Source organism: Desulforamulus aquiferis, assembly GCF_030577015.1.
In the GTDB taxonomy this organism is placed as follows: domain Bacteria; phylum Bacillota; class Desulfotomaculia; order Desulfotomaculales; family Desulfotomaculaceae; genus Desulfotomaculum; species Desulfotomaculum aquiferis.
In genome coordinates this window covers 14,280-34,084 of record NZ_JARPTC010000009.1, presented here as the reverse complement: position 1 = coordinate 34,084, position 19,805 = coordinate 14,280, and the positions used below count along the sequence as shown (strand labels likewise).

General features: G+C 41.6%; 23 protein-coding genes. 5 read left to right on the top strand and 18 right to left on the bottom strand.

The window, feature by feature from the left end:
- The first annotated feature begins 111 nt into the window (after positions 1-111).
- Positions 112-549, top strand: a complete 438-nt coding sequence (locus tag P6N53_RS06755; RefSeq protein WP_304542044.1) for a CBS domain-containing protein — start codon at positions 112-114, stop codon at positions 547-549.
- A gap of 112 nt (positions 550-661) precedes the next feature.
- Here P6N53_RS06755 and P6N53_RS06750 read toward each other — a convergent pair whose 3' ends face one another.
- Together P6N53_RS06750 and P6N53_RS06745 are read right to left on the bottom strand one after the other, a co-directional pair.
- Positions 662-967 (bottom strand): zinc-ribbon domain containing protein, encoded by a 306-nt coding sequence (locus P6N53_RS06750; RefSeq protein WP_304542043.1) that lies wholly within the window; start codon positions 965-967, stop codon positions 662-664.
- Positions 968-1,161: 194 nt separating this feature from the next.
- The gene (locus P6N53_RS06745; RefSeq protein WP_304542042.1) at positions 1,162-1,635 is read right to left on the bottom strand and encodes an MgtC/SapB family protein; all 474 of its coding nucleotides are present in this window, start codon (positions 1,633-1,635) and stop codon (positions 1,162-1,164) included.
- A 185-nt stretch (positions 1,636-1,820) separates the two neighbouring features.
- On the opposite strand from P6N53_RS06745, the gene asd reads away from it, so the two are divergent.
- Positions 1,821-2,606, top strand: coding sequence for an archaetidylserine decarboxylase (gene asd / locus P6N53_RS06740; RefSeq protein ID WP_304542041.1), 786 nt, complete (start codon positions 1,821-1,823; stop codon positions 2,604-2,606).
- Positions 2,607-2,625: 19 nt separating this feature from the next.
- Here the strand turns inward: asd and P6N53_RS06735 are convergent, their stop codons facing one another.
- Complete coding sequence (locus tag P6N53_RS06735) at positions 2,626-2,967, bottom strand: hypothetical protein (RefSeq protein WP_304542040.1); 342 nt, start codon at positions 2,965-2,967, stop codon at positions 2,626-2,628.
- A 226-nt stretch (positions 2,968-3,193) separates the two neighbouring features.
- Between P6N53_RS06735 and P6N53_RS06730 the strand changes: the two genes are divergently transcribed.
- Complete coding sequence (locus P6N53_RS06730) at positions 3,194-3,478, top strand: metal-sensitive transcriptional regulator (RefSeq protein ID WP_304542039.1); 285 nt, start codon at positions 3,194-3,196, stop codon at positions 3,476-3,478.
- 323 nt (positions 3,479-3,801) lie between these two features.
- Here P6N53_RS06730 and glgP read toward each other — a convergent pair whose 3' ends face one another.
- From glgP to P6N53_RS06710, 4 genes are all read right to left on the bottom strand, one after another.
- Positions 3,802-6,345 (bottom strand): alpha-glucan family phosphorylase, encoded by a 2,544-nt coding sequence (glgP, locus tag P6N53_RS06725; protein WP_304542038.1) that lies wholly within the window; start codon positions 6,343-6,345, stop codon positions 3,802-3,804.
- 121 nt (positions 6,346-6,466) lie between these two features.
- Positions 6,467-7,357, bottom strand: a complete 891-nt coding sequence (locus P6N53_RS06720) for a DMT family transporter (protein WP_304542037.1) — start codon at positions 7,355-7,357, stop codon at positions 6,467-6,469.
- A 26-nt stretch (positions 7,358-7,383) separates the two neighbouring features.
- On the bottom strand, positions 7,384-7,848 hold the full coding sequence (locus P6N53_RS06715; RefSeq protein ID WP_304542036.1) for a YbaK/EbsC family protein: 465 nt from the start codon (positions 7,846-7,848) through the stop codon (positions 7,384-7,386).
- Positions 7,849-8,048: 200 nt separating this feature from the next.
- Positions 8,049-8,828 carry a sulfite exporter TauE/SafE family protein gene (locus P6N53_RS06710; protein WP_304542035.1) on the bottom strand — a complete coding sequence of 260 codons (780 nt, stop codon included), beginning with the start codon at positions 8,826-8,828 and terminating at the stop codon, positions 8,049-8,051.
- Between the two features lie 190 nt (positions 8,829-9,018).
- On the opposite strand from P6N53_RS06710, the gene P6N53_RS06705 reads away from it, so the two are divergent.
- Positions 9,019-9,231, top strand: a complete 213-nt coding sequence (locus P6N53_RS06705; RefSeq protein ID WP_304542034.1) for a helix-turn-helix domain-containing protein — start codon at positions 9,019-9,021, stop codon at positions 9,229-9,231.
- A 24-nt stretch (positions 9,232-9,255) separates the two neighbouring features.
- Here the strand turns inward: P6N53_RS06705 and P6N53_RS06700 are convergent, their stop codons facing one another.
- From P6N53_RS06700 to P6N53_RS06685, 4 genes are all read right to left on the bottom strand, one after another.
- On the bottom strand, positions 9,256-10,263 hold the full coding sequence (locus tag P6N53_RS06700; RefSeq protein WP_304542033.1) for a GGDEF domain-containing response regulator: 1,008 nt from the start codon (positions 10,261-10,263) through the stop codon (positions 9,256-9,258).
- A 223-nt stretch (positions 10,264-10,486) separates the two neighbouring features.
- Positions 10,487-11,617: a zinc-dependent alcohol dehydrogenase gene (locus P6N53_RS06695; protein WP_304542032.1), complete on the bottom strand. Its 1,131-nt coding sequence runs from the start codon at positions 11,615-11,617 to the stop codon at positions 10,487-10,489.
- A gap of 165 nt (positions 11,618-11,782) precedes the next feature.
- Positions 11,783-12,934 (bottom strand): PAS domain-containing sensor histidine kinase, encoded by a 1,152-nt coding sequence (locus P6N53_RS06690; RefSeq protein WP_304542031.1) that lies wholly within the window; start codon positions 12,932-12,934, stop codon positions 11,783-11,785.
- Between the two features lie 35 nt (positions 12,935-12,969).
- A complete protein-coding gene (locus P6N53_RS06685; RefSeq protein WP_304542030.1) occupies positions 12,970-13,401 on the bottom strand; it encodes a GNAT family N-acetyltransferase in 432 nt (143 codons plus the stop codon).
- 168 nt (positions 13,402-13,569) lie between these two features.
- On the opposite strand from P6N53_RS06685, the gene P6N53_RS06680 reads away from it, so the two are divergent.
- Positions 13,570-14,361, top strand: coding sequence for an ABC transporter permease (locus tag P6N53_RS06680; RefSeq protein ID WP_304542029.1), 792 nt, complete (start codon positions 13,570-13,572; stop codon positions 14,359-14,361).
- A 41-nt stretch (positions 14,362-14,402) separates the two neighbouring features.
- Here P6N53_RS06680 and P6N53_RS06675 read toward each other — a convergent pair whose 3' ends face one another.
- From P6N53_RS06675 to P6N53_RS06645, 7 genes are all read right to left on the bottom strand, one after another.
- Positions 14,403-15,113 (bottom strand): copper amine oxidase N-terminal domain-containing protein, encoded by a 711-nt coding sequence (locus P6N53_RS06675; protein WP_304542028.1) that lies wholly within the window; start codon positions 15,111-15,113, stop codon positions 14,403-14,405.
- 158 nt (positions 15,114-15,271) lie between these two features.
- Positions 15,272-15,838, bottom strand: coding sequence for a UbiD family decarboxylase (locus tag P6N53_RS06670; protein WP_304542027.1), 567 nt, complete (start codon positions 15,836-15,838; stop codon positions 15,272-15,274).
- The gene (locus P6N53_RS06665) at positions 15,828-16,052 is read right to left on the bottom strand and encodes a hypothetical protein (RefSeq protein WP_304542026.1); all 225 of its coding nucleotides are present in this window, start codon (positions 16,050-16,052) and stop codon (positions 15,828-15,830) included. Before P6N53_RS06665 ends, P6N53_RS06670 begins: the two co-directional genes overlap by 11 nt.
- 187 nt (positions 16,053-16,239) lie before the next feature.
- Positions 16,240-16,962 (bottom strand): GntR family transcriptional regulator, encoded by a 723-nt coding sequence (locus P6N53_RS06660; protein ID WP_304542025.1) that lies wholly within the window; start codon positions 16,960-16,962, stop codon positions 16,240-16,242.
- Positions 16,963-17,028: 66 nt separating this feature from the next.
- Positions 17,029-17,964 (bottom strand): 1-phosphofructokinase, encoded by a 936-nt coding sequence (gene pfkB / locus P6N53_RS06655; protein WP_304542024.1) that lies wholly within the window; start codon positions 17,962-17,964, stop codon positions 17,029-17,031.
- Positions 17,965-17,977: 13 nt separating this feature from the next.
- On the bottom strand, positions 17,978-18,829 hold the full coding sequence (gene gatY / locus P6N53_RS06650; protein WP_304542023.1) for a tagatose-bisphosphate aldolase subunit GatY: 852 nt from the start codon (positions 18,827-18,829) through the stop codon (positions 17,978-17,980).
- A gap of 11 nt (positions 18,830-18,840) precedes the next feature.
- Positions 18,841-19,785, bottom strand: coding sequence for a sugar kinase (locus P6N53_RS06645; RefSeq protein ID WP_304542022.1), 945 nt, complete (start codon positions 19,783-19,785; stop codon positions 18,841-18,843).
- Positions 19,786-19,805: the final 20 nt, after the last annotated feature.

Here is a 19,805-nt window from a genome sequence, read left to right as displayed (position 1 = left end):
TTCAAAGCCAAAGAATGGATTACTAAAATAGCAGCACACCATGCATTAATGCCGCCAATCATGGGAACATAATTAAAGGGTGTAGTAAATTAATTTTTGGGGGGATTAAATATGAATCGTTCATTAAAAGATATCATGACCCAAAGTGTTGCCACGATTAGCCCTAAACAAACCGTTAAAGAAGCTGCAGAATTGATGAGCCAGCATAATGTAGGTTCTATCCCGGTAGTAGAGGACGGTACATGTGTTGGCATTATTACAGACAGAGATATTACTCTAAGGGCAGTATCCCAGGGCCACAATCCCCAGAGCACAGCTGTTCAAAGTGTGATGACCTCAGATGTTGTAACAGGTGATTCAAGTATGGACGTCCATGAGGCCGCCAATCTAATGGCTCAGCGTCAAATCAGAAGATTGCCGGTGATTGACAATGGAAAATTAGCAGGCATCGTAGCCCTGGGTGATTTAGCCACAGAGAATATCTACCAAAACGAAGCTGGACAAGCCCTATCTAATATCTCTACCCCTTCTGCTCCTAGAATGCACTAAGCATTACAAGGATTATACTTCCATCACCCGTGTAAAGTAATTATAGTCACAAAAAACTCCTTCCCACAATAGGAAGGAGTTTTTTATAAAAGTTTCTATGAAACCTTATATTCTAGTAACGGCTGTTTCTAGAAAAGCAGTCACGGCAGTAAACCGGACGGTCGCCACTGGGACGGAAAGGAACTTCGGTTTCGATACCGCAGGCTGCACAGGTAGCTGCAAACATTTCACGCTGGGGACGCTGGCTGCGACCACCAAAGCCACCACCGTTGTTTCTTTGCTTACGAGCAGCTCTGCACTGGGGGCAACGACCAGGCTCATTGGTGAAGCCTTTCTCGGCATAAAACTCTTGCTCAGAAGCGGAAAAAGTGAAGTCGGTGCCACAGTCGCGGCAATTTAGGGTTTTGTCTTGGTACATGGAAAATCCTCCTCGAATTAGATTGCCCAAAATGGTTTAGGGGATTCACTTATCTTGACCTCCCTTACCATTCAAGCAGTTGAGAAGGATAAATGAACTGGACCTCACTAGACCTATTACTTGAGCTCTACTTGTATTGTACCCTCTCCTGGATAAAAAGTAAAACATTAGTTTCATATATTTTTAAATTTTGCCTAAATACTTTGAGAATTTACCGACTTTTTATCTCGCCTTGTAACATAGTCGTCAAGCTTCCTACCCACAAATATTGTAAAGAAAATACATACAACAACCAAAATGGCCAGGTCATACATTCCTACACCTAAGGCCATCCCTATGGCCGAGGCAACCCATAATTCTGCTGCGGTAGTTACCCCGTGTTTTTGTCCCCCGTTCTTGCTGCTCCAAATTACACCCGCTCCCAGAAAACCAATACCGCTGACGATTTGGGCAGTAATCCTCAGGGGGTCTGCCATAGCGTTGGTAAAGCCCAGTTTCTCAGCACCATAAATTGATACAAGGGTAATCAGGGTGGATCCAACACTAACCAGGGAAAAGGTTCTGATTCCAGCGGGTTTATTATAAACGGTCCTTTCCAAACCAATTATTATGCCGGCTATCATAGAAGCAACTACTCTCAAATATATTTCAGGTTCAAAGAACAACATTTATATCACCCCCTAGAAAGAAAATTTTACTTTATAAACCACCTTCCTGTCAAAGGAAAATTTTTCATCCTTCATAATGTTAATCCACATGACATGGTTTAGGAATGGACTGGTGTGTAATTAATCATTATAATAATAGAAGAGTAGGATTAATATATTATCATCTAATTTAAAGGATGGGGTAAATGACCTTATTTAAAAAAATTGTAGTCCACACCATTTCGAGGCAATCCCTTGGCAAGCTTTTTGATTTAGCTGCCGGCAGCAGGTTAAGCAAACATTTAATAAAGCCATATATCAAGTTGTACAAAATAAACCAGGAGGAAGTTAGACAGGACAGCCAGTTCAACAGTCTTACCGAGTTCTTCGTACGGGATATCTGCCCGTCACTAAGGCCAATTAACCAGGAGGAGGGAGCAGTGGTAAGTCCCGTTGACGGTCGAATTGCTGATTTAGGTTTCGCTAATCAGGGCAAGGTTATTTTGGCTAAGAACAACAGCTATTCCTTAAGGGAGCTCCTTGCAGGACTCCCGGCAGAAGAATTTCAGGATGGCTTTTACTTAAACATCTACTTAAGCCCCAAAAACTACCATAGAATACACATGCCCCACGAAGGACGCACAATAAAACACCGCTTCATTCCCGGACAGGTTTTTCCCGTTAATGAGCTGGGGGTTTCTACCATCAAGGATTTATTTGCCAAAAACAGGCGTACATGCAGTATTTTTGAAACCCCTGAAGGCATCCGCTTTTGTTTGATCAAGGTTGGAGCCCTGGGAGTTGGTAAAATTGTTTCAAGCTTTCAAGAAGGACAGGATATAAATAGGGGTGCGGAAATAGGAAGATTTGAGTTTGGGTCTACGGTTATTTTAATCTTCCAAGGCAAAACCTTTAAGCCTATGGAAAACCTTGCACCGGGTATGGAAGTAACAATGGGGCAGAAAATCGGCGAAATAAAGGCAGGGGATTAAAGTCCCCTGCTCTTTTGCTTTAGATGGAATCGCTGATTTCTTTCTCAGCCTGTAATATCTGCTGCTTGTTCATCCCCTGCTTTAGAAGCCTATAGTCCATGGCCTCAACCCAGAAGGTGCACTTCTCGCCCATCTTTTTATATTTTTTGGCTAAATTTTTATTCCTTTTAGCCCTTTCGCCGCTGTTTGATACCAGGATAGATAAAATAAACCGGCTTTTTAGTGCATCCTCCTTATCAAGTCCCTGGTGATGACCTGTCAGGAAGGCAATAACCTCCTGGTAATAGGCTTCAAATTCCTCAAAAGGAATTTCATCCTCCATCCCCAGATATTCTTTCATTTTCTCAAATAACTTTTCCATTCAGACATATCTCCTTTAAACAAAAGCTCTTTTCTTTGGTAACCACAGAATTTATTGTATTATAAAATAATGCCCCTGACCACTGCAATTTAACACCATTCTAGATCCTCTGCCAAATTTATCCCTTACCTTCAAGCACTTTCACAAAATTTGACGTAATTTATACAGAGTAGTATTATAATACCATACCCCGGTATGGTATTATAATTTATTTAGGAGGTGCCCCATGAGTGAGGATCTAAGCAAGCATCAAGAGCTTCAAAAGGAAATGTTATCCCGGCTTAAAAAAATCGAAGGTCAGATCAGAGGGGTACAGAAAATGATCACAGATAACAGGGACTGCAGTGAGGTGGTAATTCAGCTTGCAGCCATTAAAGCGGCGGTAAACAGAGTGGGTTTTTCTGTGCTGGCTTGCCATTTGGCCGACTCAATAGAGGAGAGTATCGGTCAAGGTGAAGATATAAATAAATCTATGGATGAATTTATGAATATATTAAAAAAGTTCTCCTAAGCAGCAAAAACCGGGTAAGGCCCGGTTTTTCAGATTGTCGAGAAACTACCTATATTCGGGTTTTAATAATCCCTCACGACTCCTCTCTCCGCAGTGGACAGCGCTAATCGCTTGCTTCGGGCGAAAATGGGCCGCCTTCGAGTAAACATCGTGTTTACCTCAGGCTTTCGCGGACATCCATGTCCGCTCACCCATTTTCGCATCCTCAGCTTCGCGAAGCGCTGTTTCCACTGCTTCGAATGTCGCTGTTCGGGATTATTAAAACCCAGTTGAATCTTTTTCAACAGGCTGAAAAACCGGGCGAGGCCCGGTTTTCGCTTGTATTAGATATTATCGATCCATTTTACCAGCGGTAGCTCAAAGGGATATTCGAAGTTTGAATTATGGGGGCGAATACGCAGGGTATAGCCTGAAGTTCCTTGGATTAGCACCAGATTTGTTTCATAGCGATAGACTCCGTCACCTAACTCTTCCATTAAGGCCAGTGGCATTAACATGATATTGGTGAGACCGTGATCTCCCACATTGCCGTAGACAACCTCCACCACGACATCAGTTGGCTTAATCGGCCCAAGGGATACATCAGTCTGGATATAGATATGATCCCCCAATTTTAATTCCTTAGGCTGCTCCACCCTTTGTCCCTTGAAGTAGACCTGATGCCAATTACATCTGATAAAGCCTTTATGTTCTTGCATTTCCCTTGCTAGTCTAAATCCCTCGGCAGCATATAACCTGCCCTTTAATGCCGCAGGAAGATAAAACCTCCGGGTATATTCCTTAACCATCCGTTCGGTGCTAAACCTCCAGGGTATGGTGGCCAAGCAATTTTTCATGCGGCTAACCCACTCCCTGGGAATCCCATCTACCCGCCGATAATAATAGGGTACTATGATTTGCTCAAGGAGATCAAAGAGGGAATTGCCGTCTTCCCTATCCTGGGTTTCCTCTGTGTCATACTCAATCTCTGTACCTATGGCAAAGCCATTTTCACCATTATAGGCTTCCGGCCACCAGCCATCTAATATGCTGCAATTAATACCTCCGCTAACCGCCGCCTTTTGGCCACTGGTGCCGCTGGCCTCCATTGGCCTTCTCGGGGTGTTAAGCCACACATCCACCCCCTGTAAAAGATGGCGGGACACATTAATATCATAGTTCTCAACCAGTACAATTTTACCCCGGAATTCTTCCTCTTTGCTTAAATCATATATTTGTTTGATAATTTCCTGCCCCGGGCGATCAGCCGGGTGGGCCTTGCCGGCAAAAATGATCTGAACTGGCCTCTCGGGGTTGTTTAACAACCTTGAGAGACGCTCCTTATCCCTTAATAGCAGATTGGCCCTTTTGTAGGTGGCAAAGCGACGGGCAAAGCCTATGGTCAATACATCCCTGCTTAAATACCCGGCACATTCCCTAATCAGTTCTATTGGTTGGAAGTTACGTTCCATTCTAGCGCAAAGGTTGTTTTGTACAAACTTAATCATCCGCTCCTTCAATACTAGATGGGTATCCCACAGTTCCTGATCGGGGATAGCATACACCTTGTTCCATTTGCTCTGGTCAGAAATGTTATCCATCCAGTCCATACCGATATATTTTTCAAAAAGCTCCTTCATCTCCCGGGCGGCCCAGGTCTCAGTATGGACACCGTTGGTCACATAGTAAATTGGTATCTCCTCAAGGGGGATACTTTTATAAAGATAAGCAAACATTTGCTTAGTCACTTTTCCGTGCAGTTGACTAACTCCATTTGTGAAAATGGCATTATTCATGGCCAGTCTGGTCATATTAAAACCATGTCTTAAATCGTCCCAACCCATGCCAATCAGTGTGTTTCGGTCAATGCTTAGTTTCTCATACATATGTCCAAGATAATGGTCGATCATTTCCGAGCTAAAAACATCATGTCCCGCCGGAACAGGGGTATGGGTAGTAAAAATGGTACAAGAGCGAACTGCCTCGCAGGCCGTGTGGAAAGGAATCCCCCTTTGAACTAGTTCCCTCACTCGCTCCAGGATACTAAAGGCTGCATGGCCCTCATTAATATGCCAGGCGGTTGGTGCTATGCCCAATTCCCGCAGTGCCTTTACTCCACCAATTCCCAGGATAATTTCCTGGGATATTCTTGTGTCATGGTTACCCCCATATAGCTTGGACGTCAGGCTACGATCCTCCAGGCTGTTTTGGGCCAGGTCAGCGTCTAAAAAATAAATTACTATACGTCCCACCTGTAGCTGCCAGACCTTGATGTAAAGCTCTCTACCGGGCAATTGAATACTGATAATGACCTCTTCACCGTTAGGATGAACGGCGGGTGTAACGGTCATCTCATTAAAATCCATGAAGGAGTAGTGGGCTTCCTGCCATCCATCTCGATTTAATTTTTGACAAAAGTAGCCCTGCTTGTAAAGAATACCCACCCCTACAAAGGGAATGCCCAGGTCACTGGCTGACTTGGAATGATCTCCAGCCAGAAGGCCTAGCCCACCGCTATAAACGGGATTTGACTCATGAACGCCAAATTCCGCCGAAAAGTATGCAACTAATTGATTGGATTGATCCTTAAAATTTCTCTGAAACCAAGATTCCTGCCTCATATATTGGTCAAAAAATTCCATCATTAGATCGTAAATAGCTAGGTAATCCGGGTCCTCAGCAGCCCTTTTTAGTTTATCACCCTCAACATGCAACAGGAACTTAACCGGGTTATGACCGACCTTTTCCCACAGTATGCGATCAACTCTGCTGAATAATTGCTGGGATCTTGGGCGCCAGCTAAACCAAAGATTTCTGGACAATTCGCTTAACCTGTTTATTCTTTCAGGTAGTTCGGGCATCACTGAAACTGTGCGAAAAGAGTACATTTCATCCCTCCGTTTTATCAGTATTACCATAAGTATGGTATTGCCCAAGATTTTATCACATTTTAATTTTAGAAACGTTAAGTTTGTTACATTTTTTACAAACTTTTAAGAAAATATTTCCTTAGGCAGCTTCGGAAACCTTGCTTGGTTTAGGAGCTAAGACAACTAGTACCGCACCAATTAAGACAATCAGTCCACCAAACAACTGAATAAAGGTTAACCGTTCACTTAGCAGCAAGGCAGATAAGCTAATTGTAATAAGAGGCTCTATCATACTCAGAATGGAAGCCCTTGTTGAACCAATTAAATCCATCCCTTTAAAAAAGGTAAACATTGGTATAATGGTTGAACACACTGCTACCCCGCCCATGGCTGCCCAGGCCCCTGGGGTTAAGTTGAAGTAAAGGTTGCCAGTGGCCAGACCAATAATAAACAGGGAGGTAAAGGCAAATAGGGAAACGTAAGCACTTGTAATCATTACCGGAATCTGTTTTACTACCTTATTGCCTAATAAAATATAGCTGGAATAGGAAATGGAAGCACCAACGGCCAACAAGACTCCATATATATTGATCTGGTTAAAGGAATTGCCCAAGACAAGGAAAAGTCCCATGAGAGAGAAACCTATGGACAATATAATTTTTGAGGTCAAGCTTTCTTTTTCAAATAGCGTTGAACCCACCGCCACAAAAACCGGATATAAGTATAAAAGCAACACCGCCAGGGAGGCAGGAATATATTTTACTGAAGCAAAATAACAGGTTGACATTATGGTGTAAAGCACTCCGCCTAAAAGAAATAGATGTTTTATTTGACCGTCCTGAACTATAGGTTTTTTATTGGTTAAAAATAAATAGCTAAAGAAAAATACAGTTGTTATAAGAAACCGTACAACAAGTAAAGAGGTAACTGTAGCTCCACCAGCATAGGCCTCAATGGCAAAAAAGGGGATCACGGCAAACCCCGTTGCTGATAAGAGAACTAAGACTACCCCTAGATTAAAATTTGTCAATCTTATCACCTGCTTAATTTGATTAACTACTCCTCGGTTAGAACGTTCACCACAGAACCACCTGTAACCTCACATAATTGGCTAAAGGTGATGGGTAAGGCTGAGCTGGCAGAGCCTGCTGCGGTATAAACCACATCAAAACGCTGCATGGATTCGTCTAAATAGATAGGTACCTCCCGCCTCATGGCAAAGGGACATACCCCTCCCACCCGAAAACCGGTAACCTCCTCTACTTCCTCAGGGGTGGCCATTTTAGGCTTTCCTTCTAACAGGGCTTTTACCCTTTTTAAATTTACCTTGACGTCACCTGCGGTTACAAACAGTCCAAAATGCTCCTTTGCCCGAAATAAAATTGATTTGGCAATCTGTCCTGGCTCTACCCCCAGAACCTTCGCCGCCTCCTCCACGGTACTAGTCTTCTCAGTAAATTCTATTGGCTCCAAATTTAAATCAAACTGCTTTACATATTCACGAACACGCTGCACCGGCATAACCTGAACTACCCCTTTATATATTTTTAGTCGTATTTAATATTATACAAGAAAATATGCTGCTCGATATACACTGCCAGTAATTTTTATTCAGACCTATAATATTTATATTTTCCAATATTGGCCAAGCAAAACCAGGCAACAAAAAAACAGAGCTTGATACTCTGTTTCTCATGGCAATAATTTGTAATCTAAAAATACTAAAGGCCAAACAATTTATGGACACCCAGCAGTTTCCCCGACATGATAATTACCGTCACAACTAAAAAGACGCGGATCCATTTATCCCCCTTAGAAACCGTGAACATGCTGCCATAATATGCACCAATCGCATTTCCCACGGCAAGGGCTATACCCAGTACCCAATCCACTTTTCCACTAAACACAAACACCAGTAAAGAGGCCAAGATATATATTGCCGTAACAAAAACCTTTAAGCTATTTATCTTAACCAAGGACATGCCGGTAATAAGGGTTAGCGCCGCAATTATAATAAACCCAACCCCGGCCTGTATAAAGCCTCCGTAGAAACCAACACCAAAGAACACCAAGCAGGCAATAAGCATTCTTGATTTGCTTAAGACTTCTGCATCTTCCTGCTCAGTTTTTATAAACTTTTTTTCCGGGCGCCAAATGATTAATACCATTACCACCAGCATTACCACGGCTAAAATCTTATTAAACATATCATCTGTCAGGGAAATTGCAAATTTAGCACCCACAATGGAGCCAAGGACAGCTGGAATACCAAGATAGATACTTAGCTTAGGGTAGAAAAAGCCCTTCTGTCTAAAATACCCTATGGCCACAAGACTTTGTACCATCAAGGCTATTCTATTTGTTCCATTAGCAACTGCCGACGGCAACCCCATAAAAATTAATACCGGAAGGGAAATCAGAGAACCCCCGCCACCCACTGTATTTACGAATCCTGCCACAATTCCAGCCACTAATATTATAATGGCATCAATATAAGTCATCAAATAACCCCCTTGCCCGGTATAACATGAACAGGCAGTATTGCCGGTTTATGGTATACCATATTGAGGTTATATTAACAATCCACAGTTTTTTTGGCAAGGTTTTTATAAAAATACCATCCATTTATTACCACGTCTTTTCATGACTTATCGGGAGAAAATATTACTTAAAATGGAAGGTGGTATGGTAATGGTTATGCAAATGCGCTCGGTATTTAAGCCAATCATAGATGATCGGGGATTATCGGTTTCTCAGGTAGCCAAGGAGATTGATTATAGCGAGGATATCTTGAGACAACTTTATGAAGACGAGATGGATTGCTATCCCCGGGATCTATTAGCAAAGCTATGTGTATACTTTGGTATGCCTTTATCAGACTTATTTACCCTAGAAGGCCAATAAAAAATGGCACCACTAGAGTACCATCTAAATTTCTGATGAGTTTGGCATATGAATCTTCACACAGTTTCGCCCAGATTGTTTAGCCTGATACAGGGCTTTGTCTGCCTCGGCAACAAGCTTTTCAATTGAACCATAGGGGTTAGGAATCCTAGAAGCAACTCCCAGGCTTACTGTAAGATATTGGGTTCCCGTTGCTTGTGGTTGTATTATTTTCATAGCTTCAACCTTGGACCTAATGGTTTCCGCGATAATAGCAGCACCCTCCAAACTAGTATTGGGCAGCACTACTGCGAACTCCTCGCCTCCGTAACGGGCAGCCAAATCACCGGGTCGTTTTAATATCTCCCTCAAAAGGCTGGCCACCTGCTTTAAACAAGCATCGCCGGCCTGATGGCCCAAATTGTCATTATATTTTTTAAAGTGATCTATATCAAAAAGAATCAGGGAAAGGGGCATACCCAACCTCATGCCCCTATTCCATTCCTTACTAAGCATCTCGTCAAAACGGCGCCTGTTGGCTATGCCCGTTAACCCATCTAAAAATGAGAGACGTCGTAAAATACCGTTAGCCTCTTCCAGCTGCCTCTTTACCTCCAGCAGCTCCTTTTCTCTGGCTTTACGACTGTCTATTTCCTGTTTAAGCTTCAGGGCGGAGCGAACCCGGGCCAGGAGCTCTATACTGTTGGGCGGCTTTATGATATAGTCCATGGCGCCTGCCTCAAAGGCAATTTCGAGATTCTCAGCGGTATTCTTAGCACTAATCATAATTACCGGAACGTCCTGCAGCTTTGGATTTCTCTTGAAAAATCGACAGGCCTCAATGCCATTTATATCGGGCATGATTATATCCATTAGAATTAGGTCTACTGTTTTGCTGTTTCCTTCTTTTTCCCATTTTTCCATGGTCTTATAGGCTTCCATGGCAGAGAAAGTTACATAAAGATCTGTATAGCCGGCCGATTCAAGGATAGACTTTATAAGCATTTGACTTACGGTGGAGTCATCCACAATAACAATCGCCATCTCTACCATACCTTTCTCCGCTTAACTCATTGCCAGAAAAAATTCAACGCTTAAATTATGTTTTCCTGCATTATGGCGAATCTTTATTAATAACTTAATATATTTTTACATTACCCACAAAAATGCCCGGGAATACCCCGGGCTTATTTATTTTTGCTCTTAACCATTTCATATTTGTATCTGGCCATCTCGACACTCTCCCACAGTTAACCTTAGTAAATAAAAGCTTTGTTTATGGCTTAAGCACAACTTTAATGCAATCATCCTGCTTCTGATCAAATATCTCATAGGCATGTTGACCTTCTTCTAATTTTAGCTTGTGAGTAATGATATCGGTAGGGTCTATTTTACCTTCCTGCACCAACTTCATAAGATGTCTCACATAGGCTGTGGCAGGGCACTGCCCCATTTTCAGGGTAATCCCCCGGGCGAAAAAGTCTCCTAGGGGGAATTGATTATACCTCATGCCATAGACCCCCACAAGACCAACAGTTCCGTTTTTCCTCACCGCCTGGGCTGCCATGGGAATAGCCGACATTGCTCCCCCCTGAAGGAGCATTGCTGTTTCGAGCATCTCCACTATTGTCATCTTTCCATCCATGCCAACACAGTCGATCACAACATCGGTACCGCCCTTGGTAATTTCTTTAATATACCTTCCTGTGTTGTCATGTTCCTCAAAATTTATTACCTCAACTTTATTATGCTTTTTTGCATGTTCTAATCTGTAGTCTATATAGTCAACAGCAATAACCCGCTCTGCACCAAGGAGCCAGGCAAATTTTTGGGCCATTAAGCCTATGGGTCCGCATCCCAATACAGTCACAGTGGCTCCTTCCTTAACACCACATATTAAGTTTCCCCAATAGGATGTGGGAAGAACGTCGGTTAAAAATAACGCCTGCTCATCACTCATTTCTTCAGGAACCTTTACTGGTCCTACATTGGCATAGGGGACCCTTAAATACTCTGCTTGACCTCCTGCATACCCACCAAAGGTTTCACTATAGCCAAAAATCCCCCCTACTTCTCCATGGGGATTTGAGTTATCGCAGGAACTGTACAAATCATGCTCACAGTACCAGCAATGACCACAGGCCACCGGGAAGGGCACAACCACCCTGTCTCCCTTCTTCAAGTCCCTAACCTCCGGACCTACCTCTTCAACTATGCCCATGGTTTCGTGCCCTAAAATATAATCTTTGGGCATATTGGGAACTAATCCATGGATCAGGTGTAAATCAGAGCCGCATATGGCTGTAGAAGTTACTTTAATGATCAGATCATCCGGTTTTTCAATTTTAGGATCCTTTACTTCTTTAACCCTTACGTCCTTAACACCTTGATATGTAATTGCCTTCATAGAATATCCTCCTGTTAATTTACAGAGTAAAATGTATTAATAATACGACCTCTCCTCCTAGCATTATTTCCTAAATTGAAAATTATATGGCTTAAAGCTTTAAACTAATCAACACTCAAACCAAAAAACAGCCACAGCCCTAATGTGATTTAGGACTATGGCTGTTTAATTCTGAGGATAACTGGCTGTGAAGGTTGTTCCTCGTTCTTCCGAAACATGTAAAGATATAGTTCCCTTTAAATAACGTTCAGTCAGTATTTTCATACTATAGGTTCCTAACCCTCTGCCTAGGCCCTTGGTGGAAAAGGACCTTTGGAATATTTGCAGTTGAACATCCCTTGGAATGATTGCACTATTATTAACCCAAAAACTAACCTGAGCTTCATCCTTGTTTACACCAATTCTTACCATTTCACCTGATTTTGATGCCTCAGCCGCATTTTTTACCATGTTAACCAAAACCCTTCTCAATAGAACCGGATCACTATGAAGGGTGATGTCCTCCTCCGGAACCTCTATATTTAATATGATATCCCTAGTCACGGAATGACTGCTGAAATGCTTTTGCACTTCGCCAAGCAATTCCCTTACCTGAATAAGTCTTTTGTGGACCATTAATTCATTACATTCTGCACCTATTAAATCCCTTTGCTCAAGTATTTCTTCAATGAGAGACTTTGACACTTCCTCTAAATCACAGAATAGTTCCTTAGCCGTTTGGGGGTCCCTGGTATTCCCTAGCAGCTCAATAAACCCCCTTAGGCTTCCGGCTGTGTTAAGTATATCATGGAAGAAAACCCTTTCCAAGGAAGCCCTTCTCTTCTCCGCACTAATGTCAGTTACAAAAACGATGACATACTCCTGCCAATCCAGGGACAAGGGGGTTACGGTAAATTTCAGATCCAGGGCTCTGTATTCCTCTCCCTGTTTAACAGTAATCCTACATTCCTTGGAATTTTTATTGCCCTTCTGCCCTGCCAATATGGCAAGGACTGCCCCACAATTTTGGCAGGTTTCAGAAGTGCCACAGCCTGCTTCATTATTGCAGGCATTCACACAGCTAAAGGCCTCCCCTGGTCTGGCACCCAGGATGTCTAAAGAGCTTGGCAGCTCTAATAAATCTACCAAAGCCTGGTTGCAATAGACTATCTGCCGGTGGCAGTTTAGTACCATTATTACATTAGGTAATGAATCTAACACCAGGCGCATGTCAACTCGTTTATCCAGGATCTTAGACTGGACTATAACCGTCTCTTTTTTATATCTTTCCGGGGTAGCAAAGGATGAAAAGCTGTTCTGAAACAATGTTTCACACATAAAACTACTCCTTTTGGAAAAAACTATTTATTAGTCTACTGTATTGTCATTCTCATCTCAATCAGTAAGCAGCCGGTTTCTGCCTGAACCCTTTCTCCAAAGATTTCAAATCCGCATTTTTTATAAAACTCCTGGGCCTTTAGGTTTTCTTTATAAACCTCTACCACCAATTCCTTTTCCTTAACACTGCAGGCCTTTTTGATTAATTCCGAACCTATTCCCTTTCCTTGGTATAGGGGAGCTATGAAAAGTCCTCCTATGAAGTTTTCTATTAATGAAATAAAGCCGACAACCTTCCCCTCTATTTCTGCAACGTAGGTTTCCACCACCGGCAAATAGTTTTGTTTGATATTGTCCTTCTCGGAAGCCCAAAATTCCTCCGGTATAAAGTTATGGGCGATTATGGAGGCGTCATACCAAGCCTCTATCAATTCTTTTTCATCAGATGGCCTATATTCTCTAATCAAGATATTTTGCTCCTTTCTTCTGCTGTAGTTTTAATTCCACCTCTTCTTTACAAATCCTGCTAAACTGTTATTTCAATGAAATAATCAGAATATCACTTATCACGGTGGCAAACCATAGTATTATTGAGCTTTAAGGAGCAGCGACATTCAGGTGGGGGAAGATGTGCTATGAAGATTTTATGGATTAATAGAAGAATAATAAAAACCAAAATACGGCAAGAGATTATTGATCGTTATAGGGGTTCTCGTCTAGGCTTACTTTGGTCTATACTTCACCCGATTTTAATGCTGGTAGTATACACCTTTGTCTTTAATATAGTTTTTCAATCAAAATGGGGAGATAGTGGCCAAAGCAAGGGTGAATTTGCCTTGATTTTATTTTGTGGCCTTATTGCCTATAACATATTTGCTGATTGTGTCAGTCGGGCACCGGAGCTAATAACTAAAAATGAATGCTATGTTAAAAAGAAAAACTTTCCCCTAGAAGTATTTCCCGTAATTACCGTAGGCTCGTCATTAGTCCACGGGCTTATTAGTCTTTTTGTTCTGGTGATTGGCGTTGCCCTGCTAAAAGGGGTAGTCAACTGGACCCTAATTTTTTTGCCCATGGTCTTGCTGCCCATTATCCTGATGTCCCTGGGCTTGGGCTGGTTTTTTTCAGCCTTAGGAGTTTTTTTGCGGGATATTGGTTATGTAGTAAATGTGGCTGTTCGGGCAATCCTTTTTATGAGTCCAATTTTCTACCCCATTACAGCGGTCCCCAAGGAGTTCCTAACTTACTTTTACCTCAATCCCCTCAGCTATGTGGTGGAAGACGCCCGGCGGATATTAATCTGGGGGCAGCTTCCCGATTGGAACTGGCTAATATATGGGACACTTTCTGGTATTATAATAGCTATACTGGGGTATGTTTTCTTTCAAAGGGTACAAAAGGAATTTCCCCGCTGTTTAATAACTTAATGATAAAGCCGCACCCTTTGATGGATGCGGCCTTTGACTAATTATTCAACATGGACAGTTCTTGTTTCAGAATCCCAGGTAACTTCACAATTTAGTGCTTCTCCCAGTGCCCTTAAGGGAATAAAGGTACGGCTGTCTTTAATAATTGGGGCGGTATCCATTTGCAGGGTGGCACTATTAACATAGTAGTTCTTGTCGCCGATAATCATAACCACCGTAGACTCATCATTGCTCACGATAACCTGCTGCAGCCCTGCAACCCAGTCTACCTTAGCTCCTAAGGCCTCACCGATAGCCCTGAAGGGAACCTGGGTACGGTTGTTGGAATCAATGAAGGGCTCAACATCAGAGGAGATTTTAACACCCTTTACATAGATGCTCAGCTTTCCATCATTGTTTTCAGAGTTTTCGTTAGAGTTCTCGTCTACCGCCTGGTTCTCTTCCTCATTTGATTCTAGCTCTTCTTCATTTACCGGCTCCTCTTCCACTGCTTCTTCAGCGGCTTCCTCTTCTAAATCAACCTCTTCTACCGCTTCTTCATTTTCAGTAGCTTCAACTTCCTCAGCTACCTGTTCTTCATTATTAACATCTTCATTTACTTCCTCATTAACATCCTCAACTACCAAGATAATTTCTTCATCATTTTGATTGTCTTCTGCAGCAAAGGTCATAGCAGCCGGGGTAGCAATAGTAAGTAAGAAGGCAATTACCAATACCGCGCTGAAACGCTTAAATCCAGTTCCTTTAACCATTAAACTTCTGAACCTCCTAAGATATTTTTTTGGTAACTAAATATATAAATTTGCTACAATTGAAAATGTTCCTTTATGTAAATTTTGCTAGCAATAACGATTAGCGAAATGTCTAGCAATAAAAAAAGAGCTCGCCCTTCGGCAACTCTAATACTTAACTAGCCCATAATATCCTTGGCCTTCTTTATAATCTCTTCCAGAACATCTTCGATCAGCTCTTCTTCTGAACGCAGGGTTAAGTATGCAAAGTCTAGCTCATCAAAATGGATAACCATTGCTGCCACAGCCCACTCTCCATCACTTAGGGACTTCCGCCACTTATATGCGTTCAGCCGGTCAATGATCAGATCCTCGACTCCAATTACATATACCACCAAATCATCGTCTAAATCCACAATAGTTAAGCGTTCCATTGAGCCTGCCAGAGTATCATCAGGTATCTCCACGGATAACTCTAACTCTTCACTATACCAGCTTTTCTCTCCCGGTCCTTTGGTAAAACCCATTTTATCCAATATCCCTTGGGCCTGTTCCCTACCACGCAATACTAGATCTATATCTAAAGTCATATAACTTCCTTGGGTATAGAATTCTAATGCGCCTCCTCCAACTAGTATCGGCTTTATTCCATAGGCCTCTAGTTCCTTGGTAAGGACTGCAGTGAAATACATTACTTTATCAAGGCGATTATTAATATTTTTTATCTGTCTAACTTTATCTTGCATCGGTCCTCAGGCTGTAACGCCTTTCTCCTTTTTTTTGTAATTTACCGCTGGAAATAGCCCTGTCCCAAGAAACCACCGCCAACCTCACCAGTATCTCTGCCTCTCCTTGATCCCTAGGACGCCTGCGTGGTGCAGACCTATCCAACATTTTCATAGTTGTTACAGCTTTTGTTCTTACTTTGTCCTTAAAATCATTATATTTAACCCTTTTCAAAGCCATCACCTTTATAAAAAACTCATTAAATTATTTTACCATTATTAGGAAATACAAACAAGGGGTTATCAATTGTAATACAAGAAAGACTTATAATTGATAATTAAATAACGAGCCCCTAAGGACTCGTACCATATTTATCGTCAAAGGTAAATTAATAGAAAAGCTATACATATTTACTTATTAGCTACCTATTTAGCTTAATAGTAAACTTATATTTGTTACCCCTGAAGTAATTCTTCGTATAGTGTATTTGCTGCCCATTGTCTAAAAATAATTTTGACCTTACCAATAAAAGCGGGGAATGCAGTGACATGTTGAGCTTGTTAGCAGTTTTTTCCGTTACTAATACCGATTCAATGGTCTCATTGGCATAGCCAATCTTTAGGTTAAGTATATCCTCATAATGTTTAACCAGTGAACTTGCAGCAACATCCCTATCCATTTCTCCAACTATTTTTCTATTTATAAAGGCCATTTCATAGGATAGGGGAGTACCATCCACAATTCTTACCCTTTTAATTTTGATCACCGGATCATTCTCATTTATGGAAAGTCTGTTGGCAATGCTTTGGGAGGCTTTATCCACCTCTATGCTCAGTAAGTTATTCTCAAGCTTTTTACCCAAATAGGCCATATCCTCAGAAAAACTGGAGTAGCGATTTTCTTTATAGATCAGATTTCTATCCTTTACAAAGGTACCCTTACCAGCCACCCGGTATAAGTAACCTTGATTAACCAAATTACCGATAGCCTGTCTAATAGTATGTCTGCTGACTCCTAACAGATCAATTAACTCCCTTTCTGAAGGAATCAGCTTGTCTATTTTAAAAGAATCCTTTTCTATTTCGGACTTAATCCATTCTTCTATTTGATAGTAAATAGGTAATTTAGAATTTTTATCAATCAATTGTCCTGCACCTCCTTCGTATGTTAATACAAAGGGTTCTTTATTTAGTATCACATATTACACACTTTATTCTAATCTTTTTACACTGATTTGACTATAGATCTCCGCAAATTTAGTTGTATCAATGGTTCCTGTTTTCTCATTCATTGCATTTAAAACCCCACAGGTACAGCCTGTCTTTAAAATTTCTTGATAGCTACTCTCTTTTTGGATTTCTTTTAACATACCTGCCAGCATAGCATCCCCTGATCCTACAGCACTCTTTATGTATACTTTAGGTAAGTAAACCTTATATATTTCCTTTCCACAAAGTGCTAGGCACCCATTTTCCCCTAAGGACACTACAACCATCTCAATAGAATAGTCCTGTAGCTTATACATCCCTGAGATTAGTTCTTCTTCAGAGGTAATTGTCATGCCTAAGAAATCTTCTAGTTCTGAAATATTTGGTTTAATTAAATAGGGGGCGGCCTTTATTGCTTCCTTTAGGTAATCTCCACTTGTATCAAGTACAAATTTTATCTTATTTTTATGGGCGATTTCTATTAATTTCTTATAATAATCCGTCCCTAAGCCTTTAGGTAAACTTCCGGAAGCAGCTAACACATGGATGTTACTGTCTCTGATTAACTCTGATATCTGTTTAATAAATAACTTGGACTCAGCTTCCCTTATATTAGGTCCAGCCTCAAGTAGTTCGGTTTGGTTGCCGGAAGAATCTACAATGGCGATACAATTTCTTGTATCGCCCTGGATTTTCACAAACCTGGGAGTAACAGACATCTCCTTAAGCTTCTCTTCAATGAATTGTCCTGTTGTCCCTCCCAAAAATCCCGTTGCCGCAACCTCGACCCCAAGCTGAGTCAATACCTTGGAAACATTGATTCCCTTTCCCCCAGGTGTTTTATAGTATTTTTGTATCCTATTGCTCTGATTTAATAGTAGATTATCCAAATAGTAACAGATGTCCACCGACGGATTTAAGGTTATGGTTGCTATCATGATAAAAATTCTCCTATGCCTTATTATTACTTCCGCATAGCAATATCTTCTCCTTGACCACCTTTACAATGGCTTCCTTAGCGGGTGCAAGGTATTTTCTTGGGTCACTTTCATTTTTATTAGTTGATAAATATTCCCTTATGGCATCAGTAAAGGGTATCTTCAACTCTGTTGCAATATTTATTTTACATATGCCCAGTTCTACTGCCTTCTTGATACTATCTTCCGGCAGCCCCGAGGCTCCATGCAATACTAAAGGCAGATCAATAATTCTTCGAATTTCTTCTAGCCTTGCAAAATCTAGTTTTGGCACAGATTTATACAGTCCATGGGCCGTTCCGATGGCAACAGCCAGCGAGTCTATGCCTGTCTTTTCTACAAATTCCTTAGCAGCCAGGGGGTCGGTATAAAATTCACTCTCCTCAGTAACTACTAAATCCTCTTCTATGCCGCCAATTCGGCCTAACTCGGCCTCTACAGTACCGCCTACAGCATGTACATACTCCACAACCTCTCGCACGGACATGATATTTTTTTCAAAGGATTTATGGGAGGCATCAATCATAACGGATTTGCACCCTAAGTCCACCGGCAGTTTGATATCTTCAAAGGCTTCATGGTGATCTAGATGAAAGGTGATGGGAATAGAATAGTTTTTTGCCAGTTCCTTTACTATGGCTACTATATAATGACTGCCATTAAATTTCAGCGTCCCAGGGGTTGCGGCTAATATAACCGGACTTTTCATTTCCTCAGCAGCTCTGGCCACAGATAAAGCTGTCTCTAAGTTGTGTATATTAAAGGCTGGAACCGCATAACCATTTATTTGAGCGTCTAATAACATTTGTTTCGTGGATATAAGCATAGACTTCTCCTCTACTTATTTTGATTTTCATTATCTAGCAATCTCAGTTCTTCTAGGGTGGTGTTTCCTTCCATGGGACCTTTTCTGGTGACAGCCTTGGCACCTGCTATTGCTGCTAAGCCTAGAGCCTCAAGGGGCTTAATTCCCTGGTTTATGCAGGAAACAAAGGTTCCCGCAAAGCAATCCCCCGCCCCGGTGGGGTCAATTTCCTTAACCTTATAGGCATCAATATTGATGACTTCATCCTTTGTATATAAGGTGGCCCCTCTGCTGCCCCTTTTAATAACCACCATCTCAGCATTCTTCTCCAATAGGGCTTTAACACTGGTTAGTTCATCTTCTACGCCCGTTAAGTAAAAAATCTCATTTTCACCGGCTAAAATAATCTGAGCTTGATTAAGAATATCCATCAGGATACTTCTTTTTTCTTCATTTGTTACAATTTCTTTCCTTACATTTGGATCAAAGGTAATTTTACAATTATTTCTTTGTGCCAGTTTAATGCCTTTAAGGATGGCTCGATAAACCCCGTCGTTGTAAATTGCCGAGCCCATGATATGAAAATACTTGCAACCCTTAAAGTCCTCTTCCCCGACCAACTCTTCATCTATGCGGCCACAGGCGGCATTTGTTATGTGAAATATAAAATCTCTATCTCCATCATCCTTGTAGGTTACGAAGGCTACCCCCGTTGTGGCATCCTTCAGCACCTTGATTTTAGAGATATCCACTCCATTCCTTTGCAACCGCTCCAGATTTATTCTTCCGAAACCATCGTCCCCCACAGCCGAGAGGATCCTAGTAGTACTACCACATTGTGCTGCTTGATCTATAAAAATAGCTGGGGCACCACTGGGGAAGGGTCCAACAAAATCACCAGATTCATAGAATTTTTGACCTATTTCCTTGGCCATAAACTCAACCAATATCTCCCCAATAGTAACGATATGTGCCATTATCCTCACTCCCAGTTTAA